Annotated in this window: 20 protein-coding genes; 9 read left to right on the forward strand and 11 right to left on the reverse strand. The window is 55.2% G+C overall.

Going from position 1 to position 17970, the window contains the following annotated elements; translation table 11 throughout:
- The first annotated feature begins 50 nt into the window (after positions 1 to 50).
- Positions 51 to 1064: a L,D-transpeptidase LdtE gene (gene ldtE, locus O1724_RS10270; protein WP_022650923.1), complete on the forward strand. Its 1014-nt coding sequence runs from the start codon at positions 51 to 53 to the stop codon at positions 1062 to 1064.
- 60 nt (positions 1065 to 1124) lie between these two features.
- Here ldtE and lpp read toward each other — a convergent pair whose 3' ends face one another.
- From lpp to O1724_RS10295, 5 genes are all read right to left on the reverse strand, one after another.
- Complete coding sequence (gene lpp / locus O1724_RS10275; protein WP_001082307.1) at positions 1125 to 1361, reverse strand: murein lipoprotein Lpp; 237 nt, start codon at positions 1359 to 1361, stop codon at positions 1125 to 1127.
- Positions 1362 to 1673: 312 nt separating this feature from the next.
- A complete protein-coding gene (pykF, locus tag O1724_RS10280) occupies positions 1674 to 3095 on the reverse strand; it encodes a pyruvate kinase PykF (protein WP_126296616.1) in 1422 nt (473 codons plus the stop codon).
- Between the two features lie 7 nt (positions 3096 to 3102).
- Positions 3103 to 3399, reverse strand: a complete 297-nt coding sequence (gene ynhH / locus O1724_RS10285) for a protein YnhH (protein ID WP_418250632.1) — start codon at positions 3397 to 3399, stop codon at positions 3103 to 3105.
- A 73-nt stretch (positions 3400 to 3472) separates the two neighbouring features.
- Positions 3473 to 4618: a trans-sulfuration enzyme family protein gene (locus O1724_RS10290; protein WP_126296615.1), complete on the reverse strand. Its 1146-nt coding sequence runs from the start codon at positions 4616 to 4618 to the stop codon at positions 3473 to 3475.
- A gap of 12 nt (positions 4619 to 4630) precedes the next feature.
- The gene (locus O1724_RS10295; protein ID WP_126296614.1) at positions 4631 to 6001 is read right to left on the reverse strand and encodes a pyridoxal-phosphate dependent enzyme; all 1371 of its coding nucleotides are present in this window, start codon (positions 5999 to 6001) and stop codon (positions 4631 to 4633) included.
- A 400-nt stretch (positions 6002 to 6401) separates the two neighbouring features.
- Here O1724_RS10295 and O1724_RS10300 point away from each other — a divergent pair, with 400 nt between their 5' ends.
- The 4 genes from O1724_RS10300 (at position 6402) to fumD (ending at position 9239) form a co-directional block, all read left to right on the forward strand.
- Positions 6402 to 7424 (forward strand): methionine ABC transporter ATP-binding protein, encoded by a 1023-nt coding sequence (locus O1724_RS10300; RefSeq protein WP_126296613.1) that lies wholly within the window; start codon positions 6402 to 6404, stop codon positions 7422 to 7424.
- A complete protein-coding gene (locus O1724_RS10305) occupies positions 7417 to 8085 on the forward strand; it encodes a methionine ABC transporter permease (protein ID WP_017384621.1) in 669 nt (222 codons plus the stop codon). The genes O1724_RS10300 and O1724_RS10305 overlap by 8 nt, the downstream gene beginning before the upstream one ends.
- Before the next feature lie 23 nt (positions 8086 to 8108).
- Positions 8109 to 8921: a MetQ/NlpA family ABC transporter substrate-binding protein gene (locus O1724_RS10310; RefSeq protein WP_126296612.1), complete on the forward strand. Its 813-nt coding sequence runs from the start codon at positions 8109 to 8111 to the stop codon at positions 8919 to 8921.
- Between the two features lie 108 nt (positions 8922 to 9029).
- A complete protein-coding gene (fumD, locus tag O1724_RS10315; protein ID WP_003857676.1) occupies positions 9030 to 9239 on the forward strand; it encodes a fumarate hydratase FumD in 210 nt (69 codons plus the stop codon).
- Here the strand turns inward: fumD and O1724_RS10320 are convergent.
- The 4 genes from O1724_RS10320 to O1724_RS10335 are packed head-to-tail and all read right to left on the reverse strand — an operon-like array spanning position 9220 to position 12283.
- Complete coding sequence (locus tag O1724_RS10320; RefSeq protein WP_022650927.1) at positions 9220 to 9906, reverse strand: amino acid ABC transporter permease; 687 nt, start codon at positions 9904 to 9906, stop codon at positions 9220 to 9222. The two genes, fumD and O1724_RS10320, sit on opposite strands and share 20 nt — an antisense overlap.
- The gene (locus tag O1724_RS10325) at positions 9890 to 10636 is read right to left on the reverse strand and encodes an amino acid ABC transporter permease (protein WP_023324532.1); all 747 of its coding nucleotides are present in this window, start codon (positions 10634 to 10636) and stop codon (positions 9890 to 9892) included. Before O1724_RS10325 ends, O1724_RS10320 begins: the two co-directional genes overlap by 17 nt.
- Entirely contained in the window at positions 10636 to 11451 is an 816-nt protein-coding gene (locus tag O1724_RS10330; RefSeq protein ID WP_126296611.1) for an amino acid ABC transporter ATP-binding protein, read from the reverse strand. The genes O1724_RS10325 and O1724_RS10330 overlap by 1 nt, the downstream gene beginning before the upstream one ends.
- A 1-nt stretch (position 11452) precedes the next feature.
- Positions 11453 to 12283, reverse strand: a complete 831-nt coding sequence (locus O1724_RS10335) for an ABC transporter substrate-binding protein (protein ID WP_048241858.1) — start codon at positions 12281 to 12283, stop codon at positions 11453 to 11455.
- A gap of 245 nt (positions 12284 to 12528) precedes the next feature.
- Here O1724_RS10335 and O1724_RS10340 point away from each other — a divergent pair, with 245 nt between their 5' ends.
- A complete protein-coding gene (locus O1724_RS10340; RefSeq protein ID WP_032609053.1) occupies positions 12529 to 12696 on the forward strand; it encodes a hypothetical protein in 168 nt (55 codons plus the stop codon).
- A 144-nt stretch (positions 12697 to 12840) separates the two neighbouring features.
- A complete protein-coding gene (locus tag O1724_RS10345; RefSeq protein ID WP_023315954.1) occupies positions 12841 to 14247 on the forward strand; it encodes a DUF1996 domain-containing protein in 1407 nt (468 codons plus the stop codon).
- 57 nt (positions 14248 to 14304) lie between these two features.
- On the opposite strand, the gene O1724_RS10350 is transcribed toward O1724_RS10345, so the two are convergent.
- The gene (locus O1724_RS10350) at positions 14305 to 14445 is read right to left on the reverse strand and encodes a hypothetical protein (RefSeq protein ID WP_003857665.1); all 141 of its coding nucleotides are present in this window, start codon (positions 14443 to 14445) and stop codon (positions 14305 to 14307) included.
- A gap of 125 nt (positions 14446 to 14570) precedes the next feature.
- On the opposite strand from O1724_RS10350, the gene O1724_RS10355 reads away from it, so the two are divergent.
- The gene (locus O1724_RS10355) at positions 14571 to 15353 is read left to right on the forward strand and encodes an MBL fold metallo-hydrolase (protein ID WP_126296610.1); all 783 of its coding nucleotides are present in this window, start codon (positions 14571 to 14573) and stop codon (positions 15351 to 15353) included.
- A gap of 72 nt (positions 15354 to 15425) precedes the next feature.
- Positions 15426 to 16061 (forward strand): carbonic anhydrase, encoded by a 636-nt coding sequence (locus O1724_RS10360; RefSeq protein WP_003857662.1) that lies wholly within the window; start codon positions 15426 to 15428, stop codon positions 16059 to 16061.
- A gap of 28 nt (positions 16062 to 16089) precedes the next feature.
- Here O1724_RS10360 and O1724_RS10365 read toward each other — a convergent pair whose 3' ends face one another.
- On the reverse strand, positions 16090 to 17685 hold the full coding sequence (locus tag O1724_RS10365) for an FAD-NAD(P)-binding protein (RefSeq protein WP_126296609.1): 1596 nt from the start codon (positions 17683 to 17685) through the stop codon (positions 16090 to 16092).
- Positions 17686 to 17970: the final 285 nt, after the last annotated feature.

Here is a 17970-nt window from a genome sequence, read left to right on the forward strand (position 1 = left end):
GCTGGTTTTTCAGCTTTCTGACGTTTGGTCAGTGAATAAGGAATCTCAGCATGAAGCGCGCGTCTCTAATAACTCTATTACTCCTTGGTTCGCTCAGTGCTGTTAATTCAGCCAGGGCGGTTGATTATCCTTTACCGCCCGCAGGCAGCCGCCTGATTGGGCAAAACCAGACATACACCATTCAGGAAGGGGACAATAAACTTCAGTCTATCGCTCGTCGGTTTAATACCGCCGCACAGCTGATCCTTGAAACCAATAATACCATTGCACCGGTGAATCCTGCGCCAGGAACGGTCATTACGATCCCTTCCCAGATGCTACTGCCGGACACCGAGCGTGAGGGCATTGTGGTGAATCTGGCGGAGCTGCGTCTTTACTTCTATCCGCCTGGCGAAAATATCGTGCAGGTCTATCCGCTGGGTATTGGTCAGCTTGGGCTGGAAACACCGGTCAGCACCACCCGTGTGAGTCAGAAAATCCCTAACCCTACCTGGACCCCCACAGCGGGCATCAGAGCGCGCTCACTGGCCCAGGGAATTAAACTGCCGCCTGTTGTACCCGCAGGGCCAAATAACCCGCTGGGGCGCTTTGCGCTTCGTCTGGGTATCGGGAATGGGGAATATCTTATTCACGGCACCAGCGCGCCGGACAGCGTAGGGCTGCGGGTCAGCTCGGGCTGTATGCGGATGAACGCGCCGGATATCAAAGCGTTGTTTGAGCAAGTGCGCGTCGGCACGCGGGTGCAGATTATCAATGAGCCGGTGAAGTTCTCCGTCGAGCCGGACGGCAAACGTTATATCGAAGTGCACAGGCCGCTGGCGCAGGCAGAGGGCGAAAACCCACAGACGGTGCCGTTCACGCACTCGGCGGCGTTTACCGCTTTTGCAGCGGAGTCAGGTAGCGATAAAACGCTTATCGATAAAGCCCTGGCGCGCAGAGCCGGGATCCCGGTTGCCGTTTCAACAGGCAATGGTTCGTCAGCCAGCAATTCTGTCCTGTCGGTTCAGAATAGTCGTGTCTCAGCGGCGGTGGCGGAAGACGAGGGAGAGAAAGCGCTTCAGTAGAGGTTTGACTAAGGCAAAAAAAATGGCGCACAATGTGCGCCATTTTATTAACAGGTACTATTACTTACGGTATTTAGTAGCCTGGTTGTCCAGACGCTGGTTAGCGCGAGCTGCGTCGTCTTTAGCAGCCTGAACGTCGGAACGCATTGCGTTCACGTCGTTGCTCAGCTGGTCAACTTTAGCGTTCAGAGTCTGAACGTCAGAAGACAGCTGATCGATTTTAGCGTTGCTGGAGCAACCTGCCAGCAGAGTAGAACCCAGGATTACCGCGCCCAGTACCAGTTTAGTACGATTCATTATTAATACCCTCTAGATTGAGTTAATCTCCATGTAGCGTTACAAGTATTACACAAAGTTTTTTGGGTTGAGAATATTTTTTTGATGGGATTACGCCTATTTTTGATCGTTCGCTCAAAGAAGCAACGAAATCGGCAATTTTGACGAAAAAGCTATGTTAAAAAAGGCATTTTTCATCGGATTCATCTTAGATAAATCGCGATTAAATAGAAAAACCCGATTTGCTTTTTGAATAGTTCTGGTTAAAGGCGGGAATAAAAAAAGCGCCCCGAAGGACGCTTTTTAACAAAACAATAATTTGTTCGTGAAATATTACAGCACGTGGACAGATGCCGTGTTGGTGGTGCCGCTTGGAACCAGCGCGCCAGAAACCATAACCACCACGTCGCCTTTCTGAGCCAGGCCACAATCAACCAGTTCCAGAGCCACTTCTTTACCCAGACGATAGAAATCATCGGTAGAGGCAATCTCTTTCACCAGGTGTGGGATCACGCCTTTGCTCAGCACCAGCTGACGCGCGGTGGTTTCGTTGGTGGTCAGCGCCAGAATGGTCGCATCCGGGAAGTATTTACGCACGGCACGCGCAGATTTACCGCCCTGGGTCGCCACGACAATCAGCGGGGCTTCCAGTTTCTCGGCGGTTTCTACCGCACCACGGCACACGGCTTCGGTGATGCGCAGTTTACGGCTGTCGTTGTTGTAATCCAGACGGCTTTTCATCACGCGGTCGGTACGCTCACAGATGGTCGCCATGATGCTGACCGCTTCCAGAGGGTATTTCCCTTTTGCAGATTCGCCAGACAGCATAACGGCATCGGTACCGTCGAGGATGGCGTTCGCAACGTCGCCTGCTTCAGCGCGGGTAGGGCGTGGGTTTTTGATCATGGAGTCCAGCATCTGCGTTGCGGTGATAACCACTTTACGCGCGCGAACACATTTCTCGATCATCATCTTCTGCGCGAAGATCACTTCTTCAACCGGGATTTCAACGCCCAGGTCGCCACGCGCTACCATGATACCGTCAGACGCTTCGAGGATTTCGTCGAAGTTGTTCAGGCCTTCCTGGTTTTCGATCTTGGAGATGATCTGGATGTTCTCGCCGCCGTGCGCTTTCAGGTGCTCACGGATCTCAACCACGTCAGAACGTTTACGGATAAAGGAGGCAGCAACGAAGTCCACGCCTTGTTCGCAGCCGAAGATCAGGTCTTGTTTGTCTTTTTCAGCCAGCGCTGGCAGAGCAATGGACACACCCGGCAGGTTGACGCCTTTGTTTTCGCCCAGATCGCCGTTGTTCAGCACTTTACAGATAACTTTGTTACCTTCGATAGCGGTCACTTCCATGCCGATCAGGCCGTCATCTACCAGCACGGTGTTGCCAACAGACAGGTCGCTGGTGAAGCCTTCGTAGGTCACGGCAACGATTTCGTTATTACCCACAACGGATTTGTCGGTGGTGAAGGTGAAGGTCTGGCCCGCTTTCAGGGAAACGTCGTTACCGCCTTCCAGTTTGATGGTGCGGATTTCAGGACCTTTGGTGTCGAGCAGGATTGCCGCTTTTTTCCCGGTCGTGCTCATCACGTTGCGCAAGTTCTGGATACGCTGACCGTGTTCAGCATAGTCGCCGTGGGAGAAGTTCAGACGCATCACGTTCATGCCGGCATCCAGCATTTTGCTCAGCATCTCTTCGGATTCGGTTTTCGGGCCGATAGTACAAACAATTTTCGTCTTTTTCATGACAGTCTTAGTCTTTAAGTTGGGAAGGATATGGAAATCTCGCTCCGGGGGCGCGCCGCCGCGGAGTCAAACCTGTGTTGCGAAAGAGTATATGACACGCACTAAGAATAGGTGACATCAAATGAGCGTGCAGAAGAAAGTGTGCCTGAGTGCCAGCCCAACGAAGGAGAGGAGAAGTTGTACGTTGTTTTTTGTATTCCAAGCGCTGAAACCATTCACCAGGGATTTGGCGCGCATTATACGCTGATTTACAGTAAAAAGGAAAATGGAAACAGCGTTTCAAAAACAATCTGTGCAGATTCACATAAGTTTGTTATCAAGGCGTTAAGGCCTAATGTCATCTTATGATGGCAGGCGCAACGCCCGCCGTTTTTTGCTCACTTTTCCAGCGCTTGTTTAAGGTCGGCGATCAGATCCTTCGCATCCTCAATCCCCACCGACAGGCGGATAAGCTGCGGCACAATGCCGTTTGCAAGACGCTGCGCCAGTGGAATGGAGGCGTGGGTCATGCTGTAGGGCTGGCTCACCAGACTCTCCACACCGCCAAGGCTTTCCGCCAGGGTAAAGAGCGTAAGATGACGGATCACCTCTGTCGCGCGCTGCGCATCGCCTTTAATCACAACGGAGATCATGCCGCCCGGCAGCGCCATTTGTCTGCGGGCCAGCGCATACTGGGGATGTGATGCCAGCCCGGGATAGAACACGCTGTCTACCTGCGGATGCTGCTCCAGCCATTGCGCAATCGCCAGCGCATTGGCGCTGTGCTTCTCAACGCGCAGTGAGAGGGTGCGAATGCCCCGCAGCGTCAGGAAGCTGCTGAACGGATCCAGAACGCCGCCAATCGCGTTTTGCAGATAGCCCAGACGCTCCGCCAGATCCTTATTCGCCCCCACAACAGCCAGCCCGGCAACCACGTCTGAATGACCGTTGAGATATTTGGTGGCGGAGTGGACCACTATGTCGAACCCCGCCTCCAGCGGCCGGTGAATGACCGGGGAGGCGAAGGTATTATCCGCCACGCTGATCGCATTATGGCGCCGGGCAATGTCCGCGATGGTCTCCAGGTCGGCCAGTTTCAGCAGCGGGTTCGTTGGCGTTTCCACCCAGATCATGCGCGTGTCCGGGCGAATGGCGGCCTCAAGTCCGGCTACATCGTCCGGCTTAACCCAGCTCACCTGTAACCCGGTGCTGCGCTTGCGCACGTTTTCGATCAGGCGATACGTACCGCCATACACGTCGTCAATGGCGACGATATGGCTGTCTTTATCCAGCAGTTCGAGCACGGTGGAAATGGCCGCCAGCCCTGACGCGAAGGCGTACCCGCGCGTGCCGCCTTCCAGTTCGGCGATGGCGGTCTCCAGCGCATGGCGGGTTGGGTTGCCGCTCCGGGAGTATTCGTAGCCGGTATGTTCACCCGGTGCCGGTTGCGCAAACGTCGACGTGGCGTAAATTGGCGGCATCACGGCGCCGTGCGGGTCGTGATACTCACCACTGTGAACGCTGAGGGTGGCCAGGTTTTTCATCTTTTGCTCCTTTTATTTTGTCAGGCGGTTACGCCAGGCGGTGAGTACGTCACTGCGTGTGATCAAACCCAGAAAGCGGTTTTCGTCATAAATAATCGCCACCAGGCCACGGTCAAAGATGGCGTACAGGGCGCTCTCCGGGGCCTGCTTATCCAGATATTCGACCTGACGCGTCATGGCCGCCGTCACGGGGAGGGAGAAGCGATCGGCATCTCCCCCGATGTGTCGCAGCAGGTCCCACTCGTCGATGATGCCGACGACCTTGTTGTTATCGAGCACCGGCAGCTGAGAGATGTCGTACAGGCGCATGTGGGCCAGCACGGTGGAAAGCGTGTCGTCCGGGGCGGCAGTCACCGTCGCGCCTTCATCGTGGCGCAGGGCAATATAGTCCGAAAGATCGCCTGCCTGCGGACGCGAAATCAGCCCCTGCTGGCGCATCCAGTCGTCGTTGAACATCTTCGAGAGGTATTTATTGCCGCTGTCGCAGGCGAAGGTGACCACACGTTTTGGCGTAGTCTGCGCCTGGCAATATTTCAGCGCTGCCGCCAGCAGCGTGCCGGTGGAGGAGCCTGCCAGGATCCCTTCCGTTTTTAGCAGATCGCGGGCGGTGGTGAACGCCTCGCGATCGGTAATGCGCCAGGCGCGGTTAACCCCCTCGATGTGCGCCAGCGGAGGAATAAAGTCTTCGCCAATCCCCTCAACCAGCCACGAGCCGGCATCGTGATGGCGTCCGGTCTCAACCTGGTCCGCCAGTACCGACCCGGCCGGATCGGCAAGCACAAATTCCGTCTGCGGCGAATGTTCTGCAAACCACGCCTGTAAGCCGCCCAGCGTACCGCCGGACCCCACGCCGACGACGATGGCATCGATCTGGCCGTCAAGCTGTTCAAACAGTTCCGGTGCGGTAGTGGTGCGATGCGCCAGCGGATTGGCCGCGTTACTGAACTGGTCGATATAAAACGCGCCCGGCAGTTCGTTCGCCAGCCGCCGGGCATAATCCTGATAATAGGCCGGATGCCCTTTGTTCACATCCGAGCGGGTCAGCACGACCTGCGCCCCTAACGCGCGCAGGTGGAAAATCTTCTCGCGGCTCATTTTGTCCGGCACCACCAGGATCAGCGAGTAGCCCTTCTGCGCCGCAATCAACGCCAGCCCCAGGCCGGTGTTTCCCGCCGTAGCTTCAATAATGGTGCCGCCGGGCCTTAGCTGGCCCGTACGCTCGGCTTCGTTAATCATCGACAGCGCGACGCGGTCTTTAATCGATCCGCCGGGATTCTGGTTTTCCAGCTTCAGAAACAGCGAGCAGGGGCCGGTGTCCAGCTTGTGCAGCTGGATGAGCGGCGTACGGCCAATCAGTTCGGTGACGGAGTGGTAAAGCGTCATGGTCATGTCCTGTGAAGAGGTGATGACCGGATGATAGAACCATGAAATTTTCTCAATAAAGAACGTTTCACCAGGTTTAAGAACAGAAAGGAATAATCCTTGTGTTTTCAGATGGAAAGACAGCAAGACGTAAAGTTGTCCGGATGTGAGGATGGCTAAATCCGCATAAAGTGCTGCAAAATTAACCGATTTCGCCGGGTGAGTGTGACCTGATATGCAAATGGCAGATGATTATTGCTGACATTCATCTAAATGCTTTTTCACCCGCCAGTTCGCTGCTTATTCCGCAGAATTATAAGAAATTCTTTTTTGGTCATTTAAAAGCTGATAACGGCTGTTTACTATCTTTTGGACATCCATACTGCTAAACCGCTATATGCGTAACGGATAACGAATAAGAATGATCGTACTCAGCAATATTTCGAAGGTCTTTGACAACGGAAAGCTGGCGCTGACAGCCGTTGATAACGTCAACTTGACGATAGAGCAGGGACAGATTTACGGGATCATCGGTTACAGCGGGGCCGGGAAAAGTACGCTGATCCGTCTGCTGAACGGTCTGGAAAAGCCCAGCGCCGGCAGCGTCACCATTAACGGTCAGGATATCTCCGCCGCGAAGGGAGAAGCGCTGCGTCAGGCACGCCTGAAAATCAGCATGGTGTTTCAGCACTTTAATTTGCTCTGGTCGCGCACGGTGAAGGAAAACATCGCCTTTTCAATGCAAATTGCCGGTGTGCCAAAAGCGCAAATTCAGGCTCGCGTTGCCGAGCTGGTGGAGCTGGTCGGCCTGAAGGGACGCGAGAATGCTTACCCGTCGCAGCTGAGCGGCGGGCAAAAACAGCGTGTGGGCATTGCCCGCGCGCTGGCCAATCATCCGGACGTACTGCTGTGTGATGAAGCCACCTCGGCGCTGGATCCACAAACCACCGATCAGATCCTCGATCTGCTCCTGGACATTAACCGTCGTTTTAGCCTGACCATCGTACTCATTACGCATGAGATGCACGTGGTGCGCAAAATCTGCGACCGCGTGGCGGTAATGGAGAACGGCAAGGTAGTGGAAGAGGGGGACGTGCTGAGCGTGTTTACGCATCCGCAGCAGCCGATCACCCGGCAGTTTGTCCGCCAGGTGAGCCAGTACGCGGAGGAGGAGACCTTCAATACCGAACTGGCAAACGATCTGGAAGGCACGGTGATCAGGCTGACCTTCACCGGGCACAGCACGCACAGGCCGATCGTCGGTGAACTGACCCTGCGCTACGGCCTGCCGTTTAACATCCTGCACGGCAAAATGACGCAAACCGCCCACGGTGTTTTCGGCCAGCTCTGGGTGCACGTGGTGGCATCGGATGAACAACTGAACAATATCCTCGCCGACCTTAAGCAAAGCGATATTGAAGGCGAGGTAATCAAGCATGGCTGAAGAACTCTTTCCGCACCTGAAGTGGGATCAGCTTTGGGCGGCAACTCAGGAGACGCTTTACATGACCGCGCTTTCCGGCGTGGCGACGTTTGTCCTGGGGATCGCGCTTGGTCTGGCGCTGTTTTTAACCGCCCGCGGCGGGTTATTCCACAACCGCACGGTCTACAGCGTGATGTCGATTGTGGTGAACGTGTTCCGCTCGATTCCGTTCATCATTCTCATCGTCCTGCTGATCCCGTTCACCAAGACCGTTGTGGGGACCATTCTTGGCGCTAACGCTGCGCTGCCCGCCCTGATTGTGGGTGCGGCGCCGTTCTACGCCCGTCTGGTCGAGATTGCCCTGCGAGAAGTGGACAAAGGAGTCATTGAGGCCACGCGTTCGATGGGCGCGCGGCTGAGTACGTTAGTGTTTCGGGTTTTACTGCCGGAATCCTCACCCGCACTGGTTTCAGGTATGACGGTGACGCTGATTGCGCTGGTGAGCTACAGCGCAATGGCAGGGGTGATAGGTGCCGGCGGTTTGGGAAATCTGGCTTATCTGGAAGGATTCCAGCGCAACCATGGTGACGTCACGCTGGTGGCAACGGTGACCATTCTGATCATCGTGTTCATTATCCAGTTCTGCGGCGATGCCATTACTTCACTGTTAGATAAACGCTAATAAATACACACAGGAACCACATCATGAAAAAGACACTGACACTGATCGCCGCCGCAACCCTGAGCGCCCTGAGCTTTGCCTCCTGGGCGGATACGCTCACCGTGGGGGCGTCCAACACCCCGCACGCGGAAATTCTGGAGCAGGCTAAGCCGATTCTGGCGAAGCAGGGGATCGATCTGGAGATTAAACCCTTCCAGGACTACATACTGCCAAACACGGCGCTGGCGGGGCATGACATTGACGCCAACTATTTCCAGCACATCCCTTACCTGAACAGCGTGCTGAAAGATCACGCGGGCGATAAGGATTATGATTTTGTCAGTGCGGGCGCAATCCACATTGAGCCGATCGGTATCTATTCAAAAAAATACAAATCGCTGAAGGATCTGCCGGAGGGCGGCAAAATCATCATGCGTGATGCGGTTTCCGAGGAAGGGCGTATTCTCTCCATCTTCGAAAAAGAGGGCGTGATCAAGCTGAAGCCGGGCATCGATAAAGTGACCGCGCGCATCAGCGATATCGTGGAGAACCCGAAAAAGCTGCAATTTACCCCTAACGTCGAAGCGTCTCTGCTGCCGCAGATGTACAACAACGACGAAGGTGCTGCGGTGGTGATCAACGCCAACTACGCGATTGATGCCGGTCTGGATCCGGTCCACGATCCAATTGCGGTTGAAAGCGGTGAGAATAACCCGTACGCCAACATCATTACCGTTCATCGCGGTGACGAGAAGAAGAAGGATATCGTCGCGCTGGTGAACGTGCTGCACTCCAAAGATATTCAGGACTGGATCCGCACCAAATACAAAGGCGCAGTCATCCCGGTTAACAACTAATCGACTGATTTTCCAGACGAAGCCCGGCGAACAACACGCCGGGCTTCTTTTTTGTATCCAGCCGACGAATGATTTAAGCTGACGGTTTAGGGCAACGGAGTGATGGCAATGGGCAATGTGACCAAAGACGAAGCGCTGTACCAGGAGATGTGTCGGGTGGTAGGCAAGGTCGTTCTCGAAATGCGTGATTTAGGGCAGGAGCCGAAACATATTGTCATTGCGGGCGTACTGCGTACCGCGCTGGCGAACCAGCGCGTTAAGCGCAGTGAGTTGACCACCAAAGCGATGGAAACGGTGGTTAAAGCGCTGGCCGGCTAACGCGCCAGCGCTTCGCGAGCAGCTCAAGCGAGCAGCAGAGCAGGTAATAGATCACACCCGTAAAGATAAAAATGGCCGCCGGGTAAATTTGCACCCGGTTGTTGACCTGTCCCGCCACCGTGGTCAGTTCAGGAACGTTCACGATAAACGCCAACGACGTATCCTTCAGCAGGCTGATAAAAATCCCCACCAGCGACGGCAGAATATTTCTCAGCGCCTGCGGCAGCAGCACGCGCCACAGCGTTTGCTGCGTACTGAACCCTTGAGAAAGCGCGGCCTCATTCTGGCCCGACGGTAGGGCTCTCAGTCCGGCTAATACCGAATGCATCACCGCAGCCGCGGTAAACCAGGCCAGCGCCAGCGTGACGGTCGTCGCGCCAGGGAGATCCCTGCCGGTTATCAGCGGCAGCAGATACCACATCCAGAATATTACGAAGATCAGGGGGATCCCGCGAATCAACTCTGCCCACGCAAACAGCGCACTGCGCACCACGCCGGGATAGCGCCAGGCGACGCATGCCAGCACAATCCCGCCGGGCAGGGCAAGCGCGGCGGCGCCAGCGGCCATCAGCAGTGAGAGCAGTACGCCGCCGGGTTCTCCCGCAGTCGCACGTCCCCAAAGCAGATAATCCAGGTTTTCGACAATAACGTTAAATCCGGGGATCATGATTTTTCCTCCCTGAATGGGGGCCGAGGCGCACCAGCACGCTCCCCGTCACCATCCCGGTAAGTAAGTAGAGCACCGTACCGACGGTAAAGGCTTCCAGGGCATGGGCGTTGTAACTTTCTATCTGGCGAACCTGGTAGGTCAGTTCGGCGAAGCCAATTCCGCTCGCGAGCGAGGAGAGCTTCATCAGGTTAAGGTACTGGCCAACGACGGGTTGCCAGGCGTTAGCGAGTCCCTGTGGCAGAAGAATGTAGCGAAACAGACGCCATGAGGAAAATCCCTGGGCGAGCGCCGCCTCCCGTTGCCCGGCAGGTACGGAACGGAGCCCCGATTCGACTTCTTCAATTAAAAACGCCGAGGTAAATACGCCTAACCCCCAGGCGGAGCATAAAAATTCGGGCGTAAACCACCAGACGTCACCGGGCAAAATGGACCAGCTGTGGTCTGCATTCACCGCGTCACGCAGCTCCTGCGGCAACCCGTTCCAGGCGGCGAAATACCAGAACAGCAGCTGCACCAGCAGCGGCGTATTGCGAAACAGCGATACCCAGCCGCTGACGAACGACGTCCCGAGAAGTCCCCCGGAAAGCCGCAAAAGCATAAAGAACAAGGCGAGCAGGCTTGCCAGCATAATCCCCGCCAGCGTCACCCACAGAGTGGTGAGAAATCCGGAGAGGATCCAGTGCAGGGGCTGTCCGGCCAGCACCCCCTGCCAGTCCAGAGCGGGCATTACAGTTGCTCCTGATGCAGCGGATCCAGCACTTTTTGCAGGAACCGCCTCGCACGCGGATGCGACGGTTGGTTGAAAAATTGCGCCGGGGACGCGGTTTCCAGAATGTGTCCACCGTCGATAAAGACGATTCGATCGGCAATTTCCCGGGCGAACTGCATCTCATGGGTGACGACAATCATGGTGATCCCGCTGTGGGCAAGGGCTTTCATCACCAACAGCACTTCGCCAATCATCTCCGGGTCGAGTGCCGACGTTGGCTCGTCAAAGAGAATGATTTGCGGCGACGAGGCCAGAGCGCGGGCAATCGCCACGCGCTGCTGTTGTCCGCCGGAAAGTTCAGCAGGGTAGCGGTGCGCCTTCTCCAGCATGCCGACCTTCTCCAGCAGCGCCAGCGCGCGCTCCTGGGCGGGCAGGTGTTTCCAGCCGTGAACGTGCTCCAGTGCCAGGGTGATGTTCTGGCTGGCGGTAAGGTGGGCATAGAGATTGAACTGCTGGAACACAAACCCGACGCGGCTGCGTAACTGACGTAGCCTGCTGCCGGAAAGCTGTCCGGTCGGCTTGTGGTCGACCAGAATCTCCCCGCCGCTCAGGCTTTCAAGCTGGTTGATAAGCCGAATCAGGGTCGATTTTCCGGAACCCGAAGGGCCGAGAATGGCAACCACTTCACCCGGCATGATGGTGAGATTAATGTCGGTTAAAACCGGATGGTCGCCGTAGCGTTTGTCCACATGGCGAAACTCAACGCTGGCCTGTTCCAGACGTGAAAAATCCGCGGCATTGGCCGCGGAGTGCGAAAATAAACCTGAGAACATATTACCGGGCTTCTATTTTAAAGTTACGAGGCTGTGGAGCAGGGGTGCCTGGACCGAACCAGACGTCATAGATTTTTGCCGCCTGGCCGTTTTTCTCCAGGTTAACCAGCTCATCGTTAACGGCTTTCAGCAGCGCCGTTTCACCCTTTTTCACCCCCACGCCAATCTCTTCTTTACTGAGCAGGTCGGGCAGGATTTTGAAGTCGGCTTTATCCGGCGCCTGCGCCAGCAGACCAGCCAGAATGGTGCTGTCCTGGGTAATGGCCTGCACGTTGCCATTGCGCAGTGCCGTCAGCGCCAGCGGGATGTCATCGTAAGAGAGGACGCGGGACTGCGGAAAACGCTGGTGCAGCGCCTGTTCACCCGTCGTACCTTTTACGGCGCCAATGCGTGCCCGGCTATAGTCATCAAGCTTGTCCGGTGATTTTACCGGGACCAGGAACTGCTGGCCGGTGACGAAGTAAGGCGTCGAGAAATCAATGACCTGTGCGCGTTCCGGGGTGATGGTGATATCCGCCACGATGAGATCCGCTTTTCCGGACTGTAGCAGCGGAATGCGGTTAGCCGGATTGGTGGCGACCAGTTCAAGCTTGACGCCGAGCGATTTCGCCAGCGCTTTGGCGAAGTCCACATCGTAACCCACGATCTCATGCGTTTTGGCATCAATCGAGCCAAAGGGTGGATTAGCATCAAATGTGGCCACTTTCACCACGCCTGCTGCCTTGATATCCGCCAGCCGATCGGCCTGCGCCTGCGCTGAAACCAGGCCCCAGGCTGCCACTAATCCCAGAACCTGCGCCCGTTTTTTAAACCCTTTCATTTTTGCAGCCATAGTCATACGCCATCCCGTTGTTTTTGTTTTACCCCGTTACGCTCCCATAAGGGAAAGCTATCGCCAAATAAGGAATCGTTCTTTGCTATGAGAAAAAAAGCATGAGTGAACAAGGTGTTAAAGAAGAGAGCAGACGGTGGGGCGCTATTTGCAGATCCTGCACATCGACAGTGGATTTTGATATTTCCCCCCGGCGCAATTTGGGTGTTTAACTGAGGACAGGTTAAGCGAGAAGGGTAATGACGATGAAAAAATGGATAAGCACGTTACGGCGGTTTTTTGCGCCCCGACCAGCGAATGCGGAGAACAGCGCGCAACGTGTTCTTGAGTCAATACTGCCTGTCGCCAGCCTGTATGGCGTGGACGTAGCCAACATCGACCCGGAGTGGTTCCATGATAAAACGTCACGCTGAACTGCGCCGGACGCGCGAAATGTACTGGAATGAGTTGTGCGTGGTGTCTGTAAAGCGAGGATGAAGGGAAAAATACCCAGGCTAATCCTCGGTAATTGATGGCCGTTTTGTTACCACTATCTCCTTTCACAGATGGAGATAATAATGAAACGGACAGTATTAACCCCCGCGCTTTCTGCCACCGCACTTCTGCTTACCATGCAGGCGGCACACGCTGGTCCACAGGCACATGTTGTATGCAGTTATTCCCACACCCTCGGCGATGATGCCATTATGATGTTCGGCATGCCCAACGAGGCTATGCTGCACGATTTTTTTGGTAACGTGCATACGGATGCTTACTCCAGCCGTGAATCGCTGCGTACCCAGGAAAAGACCACCTGCGATAACAAAGCAGACAGCTCGGCCTACTGGGCTCCGTCGCTAAAATTGCCGGACGGAACGGTGGTCAAACCCGCCTATCAAAAAACCTATTATCAAGCATCGAACGTTGACGCCTGGCCGCTGCACCCGTTCCCGGCGGGGCTGTCGCTGCTGGCGGGCGATCACCACGGCACCGCGCCAAATCCGCATATCACCTTTTTATGCGCCAATGGCAAGGGTTACACCACCAGAACGGGTGAAGTCTGCGGCTTACGCAAGGCGAAGGATGCCGTGCAGTTTAATATCGGCATTCAGTTCCCGAACTGCTGGGACGGGGTCAACCTGAAGCCCGCCCACGGCCTGGCTAACGCCACCTACGATACGAAAGGACAGTGTCCGTCCGCCTTCCCGGTGAAGATCCCGACGGTGAACATGAATATTGCGTACGTGCTCCCGACAATTAGCTCTCTGGATACCAGTAAAGTCCAGCTTTCCCTCGACCCCATCATGCATGGCAGTGAGCGTGAAGAGCGGTGGGGTAGCCTGTATACGGCGCATGCTGACTTCATGAACGGCTGGACGGAAGATGCCGCGCGCTTTATGACCGACCTGTGCATGAACCGCGGAATGGATTGCGGCACCACCGTGCCGTATGGTTATTCAAAAGCGAAGGCCAACGTCTGGCTCAGCAGCATGGAACCCGCACTTTCACAGCCCGATCCCCAGGTCTTACTGGTGCAGGATAACTGGAAGAACGGTGGACGCACGAAAAACAGCGAAACATTGTCGCTGGTGAAGTTCCACATTCCACCGCTGCCTGCCGGACAGGATCCTGCCCAGTTTAAATACCGCGTAAGAATTTTTGGCGGGAAAGTGGAAACCAACGGCGCGGATCAAATTTTCTTCTATCCGGCGAGTAACGACTGGGATCCGGCCACCGTAAGCTGGCATTCACGACCGTCCTGCAACTACCGCTCGGATGCGGTGCTTTACCTGAACCACTCCCGCGAATACCGGATGGTGGACGTGGATAAAGCGGTGCGTAAGGCGCTGGCAGAAGGGAAGACCGAAATTTCGTGGTATATCGGTGGCGATCGTCAGGGAAATCACTATCAGTTTGAGACGGGCTCATCTCCCCAAAGCTTGATCTTGATGCTGACCGGGTTTAGCAAAACGCCGGAGATCTGATATCAGGTAGCAAAAGGCATTCATAAAAAAAGCACCGGGGAGCCCGGTGCTTTTTCTTCAGATCTTGCAGGCATCGCCGCAGTCGTCATCGGCGACAATCGCCTGGGCTTTTTTATCCGCATCGTCGAGACGTTCCGCGTTGCGCTCTTCTGCTTCATCCAGCCCGTTAAAGACTAAGTTATCGAGATCAATTTCCATGTGCCACCTGCGTTATTCAGTTTTTGATACTGGCACAGTATAAGTCAAAAAAAGCGGGCCAAGCACCCTTCAGCACATATGGATAATCCCTGCCATACTCAGTGCTTTATTGCTGAGGAAAGCCGATGATTACACTCTGTAAAACCTGCGGTACCGCTTACGATGAACAGCCCAAAAACTGCCCGATTTGCGACGATGAGCGCCAGTATGTTCCGGTGACGGGCCAGGCATGGACGGACTTCGACAGCCTTACGACCACGCACACCAACAAATGGCAACAGCTGGAGCCGCAGCTGTTCAGCATCAAAACCGTTCCCGCTTTTGCCATCAACCAGCGCGCGCTTCTGCTGCGTACGCCACAGGGCAATGTTCTGTGGGACTGCATCGCCAATCTTGACCCGGCGACCAGAGCGTTAGTTGACGCGCTCGGGGGCATCAGCGCGATCGCGATTTCGCACCCGCATTACTACACCACCATGCAGGAGTGGGCCGCCGCGTTTAACGCGCCGATCTACCTGCACGCCAGCGATCGGCAGTGGGTGATGCGTGACAGCCCGGCGATACGCTTCTGGGAGGAGGACGCCCTGGAGATTATGCCTTTGGTGACTCTGCTGCGGCTGGGCGGGCATTTTGCAGGCGGCACGGTGCTGCACTGGCAGTCAGGCGACGGTGTGCTGCTGGCCGGTGATATTTTGCAGGTTACACCCGGAAAAGAAGCCGTGTCGTTTATGTGGAGTTATCCGAATATGCTGCCGCTGCCTGCCCGCACCGTTGAGTCGGTGATCGGCCGACTGACCGGGAAAACGTACCAGCGCCTGTACGGGGCCTTTGAAGGACAGAACATCCCGGTGAACGCAGATGAGATCGTGCAGCGGTCGGGCCAGAAATATATTGCTTGTCTCCGCTAAGACGCGGTGGTTAAATTTTACGAGTGTGATCGCGATCATACCTAAACTAAAACAGATAAAAGAGAAATGGCTATGCAACATATCATTGAAGGTTTTCTCAGCTTTCAAAAAGAGATTTTCCCGCAACGTAAAGAGCTTTTTCGTAGTTTAGCGTCCAGTCAGAATCCCAAAGCGCTGTTTATCTCCTGCTCCGACAGCCGTCTGGTTCCGGAACTGGTTACGCAACAGGAGCCAGGACAGCTCTTTGTCATTCGAAACGCGGGCAACATTGTGCCTCCGTTCGGGCCGGAGCCTGGCGGTGTCTCTGCGACCATCGAATATGCGGTCGTGGCCCTGGGCGTGACCGATATCGTTATTTGCGGCCACTCCAACTGCGGCGCGATGAAGGCGATTGCTGACAACGCCGATCTGGAGCCGATGCCGGCCGTTTCCCACTGGCTGCGCTATTCTGATGCGGCAAAAGCGGTGGTGGAGAAGAAAACCTGGGATAAGCCAATCGATAAAGTGAATGCGATGGTGCAGGAAAACGTCTTTGCGCAGCTGAGCAACATCAAGACCCATCCGTCGGTGGCGGTAGGCCTGCGCAACAATGCCATTCGCCTGCACGGCTGGGTATATGACATCGAAAGCGGCAAAATCCTTGCCCTGGACAAGAACACTAAATCGTTCGTGTCGTTGTCGGAAAACCCGGAAGTCTTCTTCGAGTAATCCGACACCGCAGGGCAGGGAAGCCCTGTTAAAACTCCATGTAAGGTAACTTCCTTCGCACGCCCGACGCAGGTTTTCCAGCTGCTTCCGCCATCGCTCTACCAATTTCAGCGCACTCAGACAAACCCTGAACAAACGGATGATCGTGCATCAGCCAGGGGATTGCCCCAAAAGCGATACGCCCCCGCAGTGATGCAGGCGCCAGCAACGTATAGTCTTCCCCCACGTCCAGGACGTCATCGCCGGTTCCCGCAAGCTGTTTACGCAGGGTGGGGAAGGGAATGTCCTTGTTTCTGAGCGGCTTTTGTCCGCGCGCGTCGATAAACACGTCGAAGCGGTAACTTTTTTTTGCCGTGGTGATGACGGTCTGATCGCTGCCGATATCTAGGTCGTAATCATCACCGAGTGCGACCACGCTAATGATCCCTGCCTCGCGCAGCGCCAGTAACCGGCGGATAGACTGCGGTGGAATGGCGGCATAATTATCGATGAACACACGCTCCAGCCCGGATTTAAACCGCTCTCTGTCATGCTCATTGAGTGAAGGGACGATGGCCTGTACCACTTCATGCAGACGAAGCACGGTATAGCGCCAGGCAACGGTGCGTTTTTCGCGCTTGTTGCGCTCCACTTCTTTCAGATTCGCTTCGGCCCAGGTGAAAGGACCATGCTTTTTACGATCCTCAAACCAGGCATCACGGAGCGTGTCGGCATTCAGCGTGCCGAGCGCTATCGCCTGACACCATCGCGGATCGGCCAGCTCAAGCTCTTTCACCATCAGCGCAAAGATGCGGTCAAGCAGCCCACCCGCGCCTTTGTCGATTTCGCTTGCCACCACACAATCCGTTAACACCGACAGTGGTTCATAAGGGATAGGGCAGTAAAAATCGGCCTCCGGCAGAACGCCCGTGCGGGACATCAGCATGATTTTTAGCCCTTCGCTGCCTTTATTGACAACGAACTGCTTCCCGCTAAACCGGCCATGCTGCATCACAACCGCCATTGCAGCGTCCAGCCCGCTGAGGGATGTACCCATGATCCCCACTTCACAGGCTCGGACCTCCGCGTCCATCAGCCCTGACCATGGGCTTGGAAAATATGCGCGGGTGGTTTCATCTTCATCAGGCCAGACGTGGCCGGTGGCAACAACCGCAAGATCAAACCGCCTTGAGAAAGGGGCATCGTTCACTGAAAGGGCCACGCCGTCTGCATCAGCCTTAATATCAGTGACTTCTGCGTTGGGGTGAACCTCGATATGAAACCCAGCCTTTTTCGCCTCGGCAGCGACAGCGAGAAACCGGTCGTGGAAATATTCACCCAGCAGAATACGGGGCAGAAATTGCCGGTCGTGCAGCTTCTCACTGTCGACGTTATAGCGGGCAAAGCGGGCCGCATTCTGCTGTTTGAGCCAGTCCAGGTAAGTGATGAAAATGGGCGGTATTTCAATACTGGCGATGTTCGCCAGCATCAGCCGGGAATTATCCTCGTCGCTGTAGGGCATTCCGACACCGGGTTGGTCTGCCTTTTCGAAAACGGTGATCGAAAGCGGCGCTGCGTTGTTAAGAAGTGAGTAAAAGGTGTAAATCCCTGTTGGGCCTGAGCCGATAATGGCGATTTTTTTCATCGAAAGCGTTCCTGCGTTTCTGAACCATACAACAAGCGTAGCAGGAGAAAGGCTAAGTCATTCAATGAAGGGAGAAATTAAGACGTTTAGAAGAGGGGATGTTGCGCCCCTTCCTGAATTTATGGGAAAGTCAATTCAATTGACCCTGCTGATTAGATATAATTCTGCCTGATTTTCTGAAAGGAATAACTGTTTGGTCCCAGGTTTATCGATTATCTGTATGTGATAGGGGTTAAAAAGTACGGTAACTTTGCCGGCGGGCTTGACCTGCACGGCGTCAGTGAG

It is taken from the genome of Enterobacter cloacae complex sp. HYC074_NIDB (assembly GCF_056673345.1).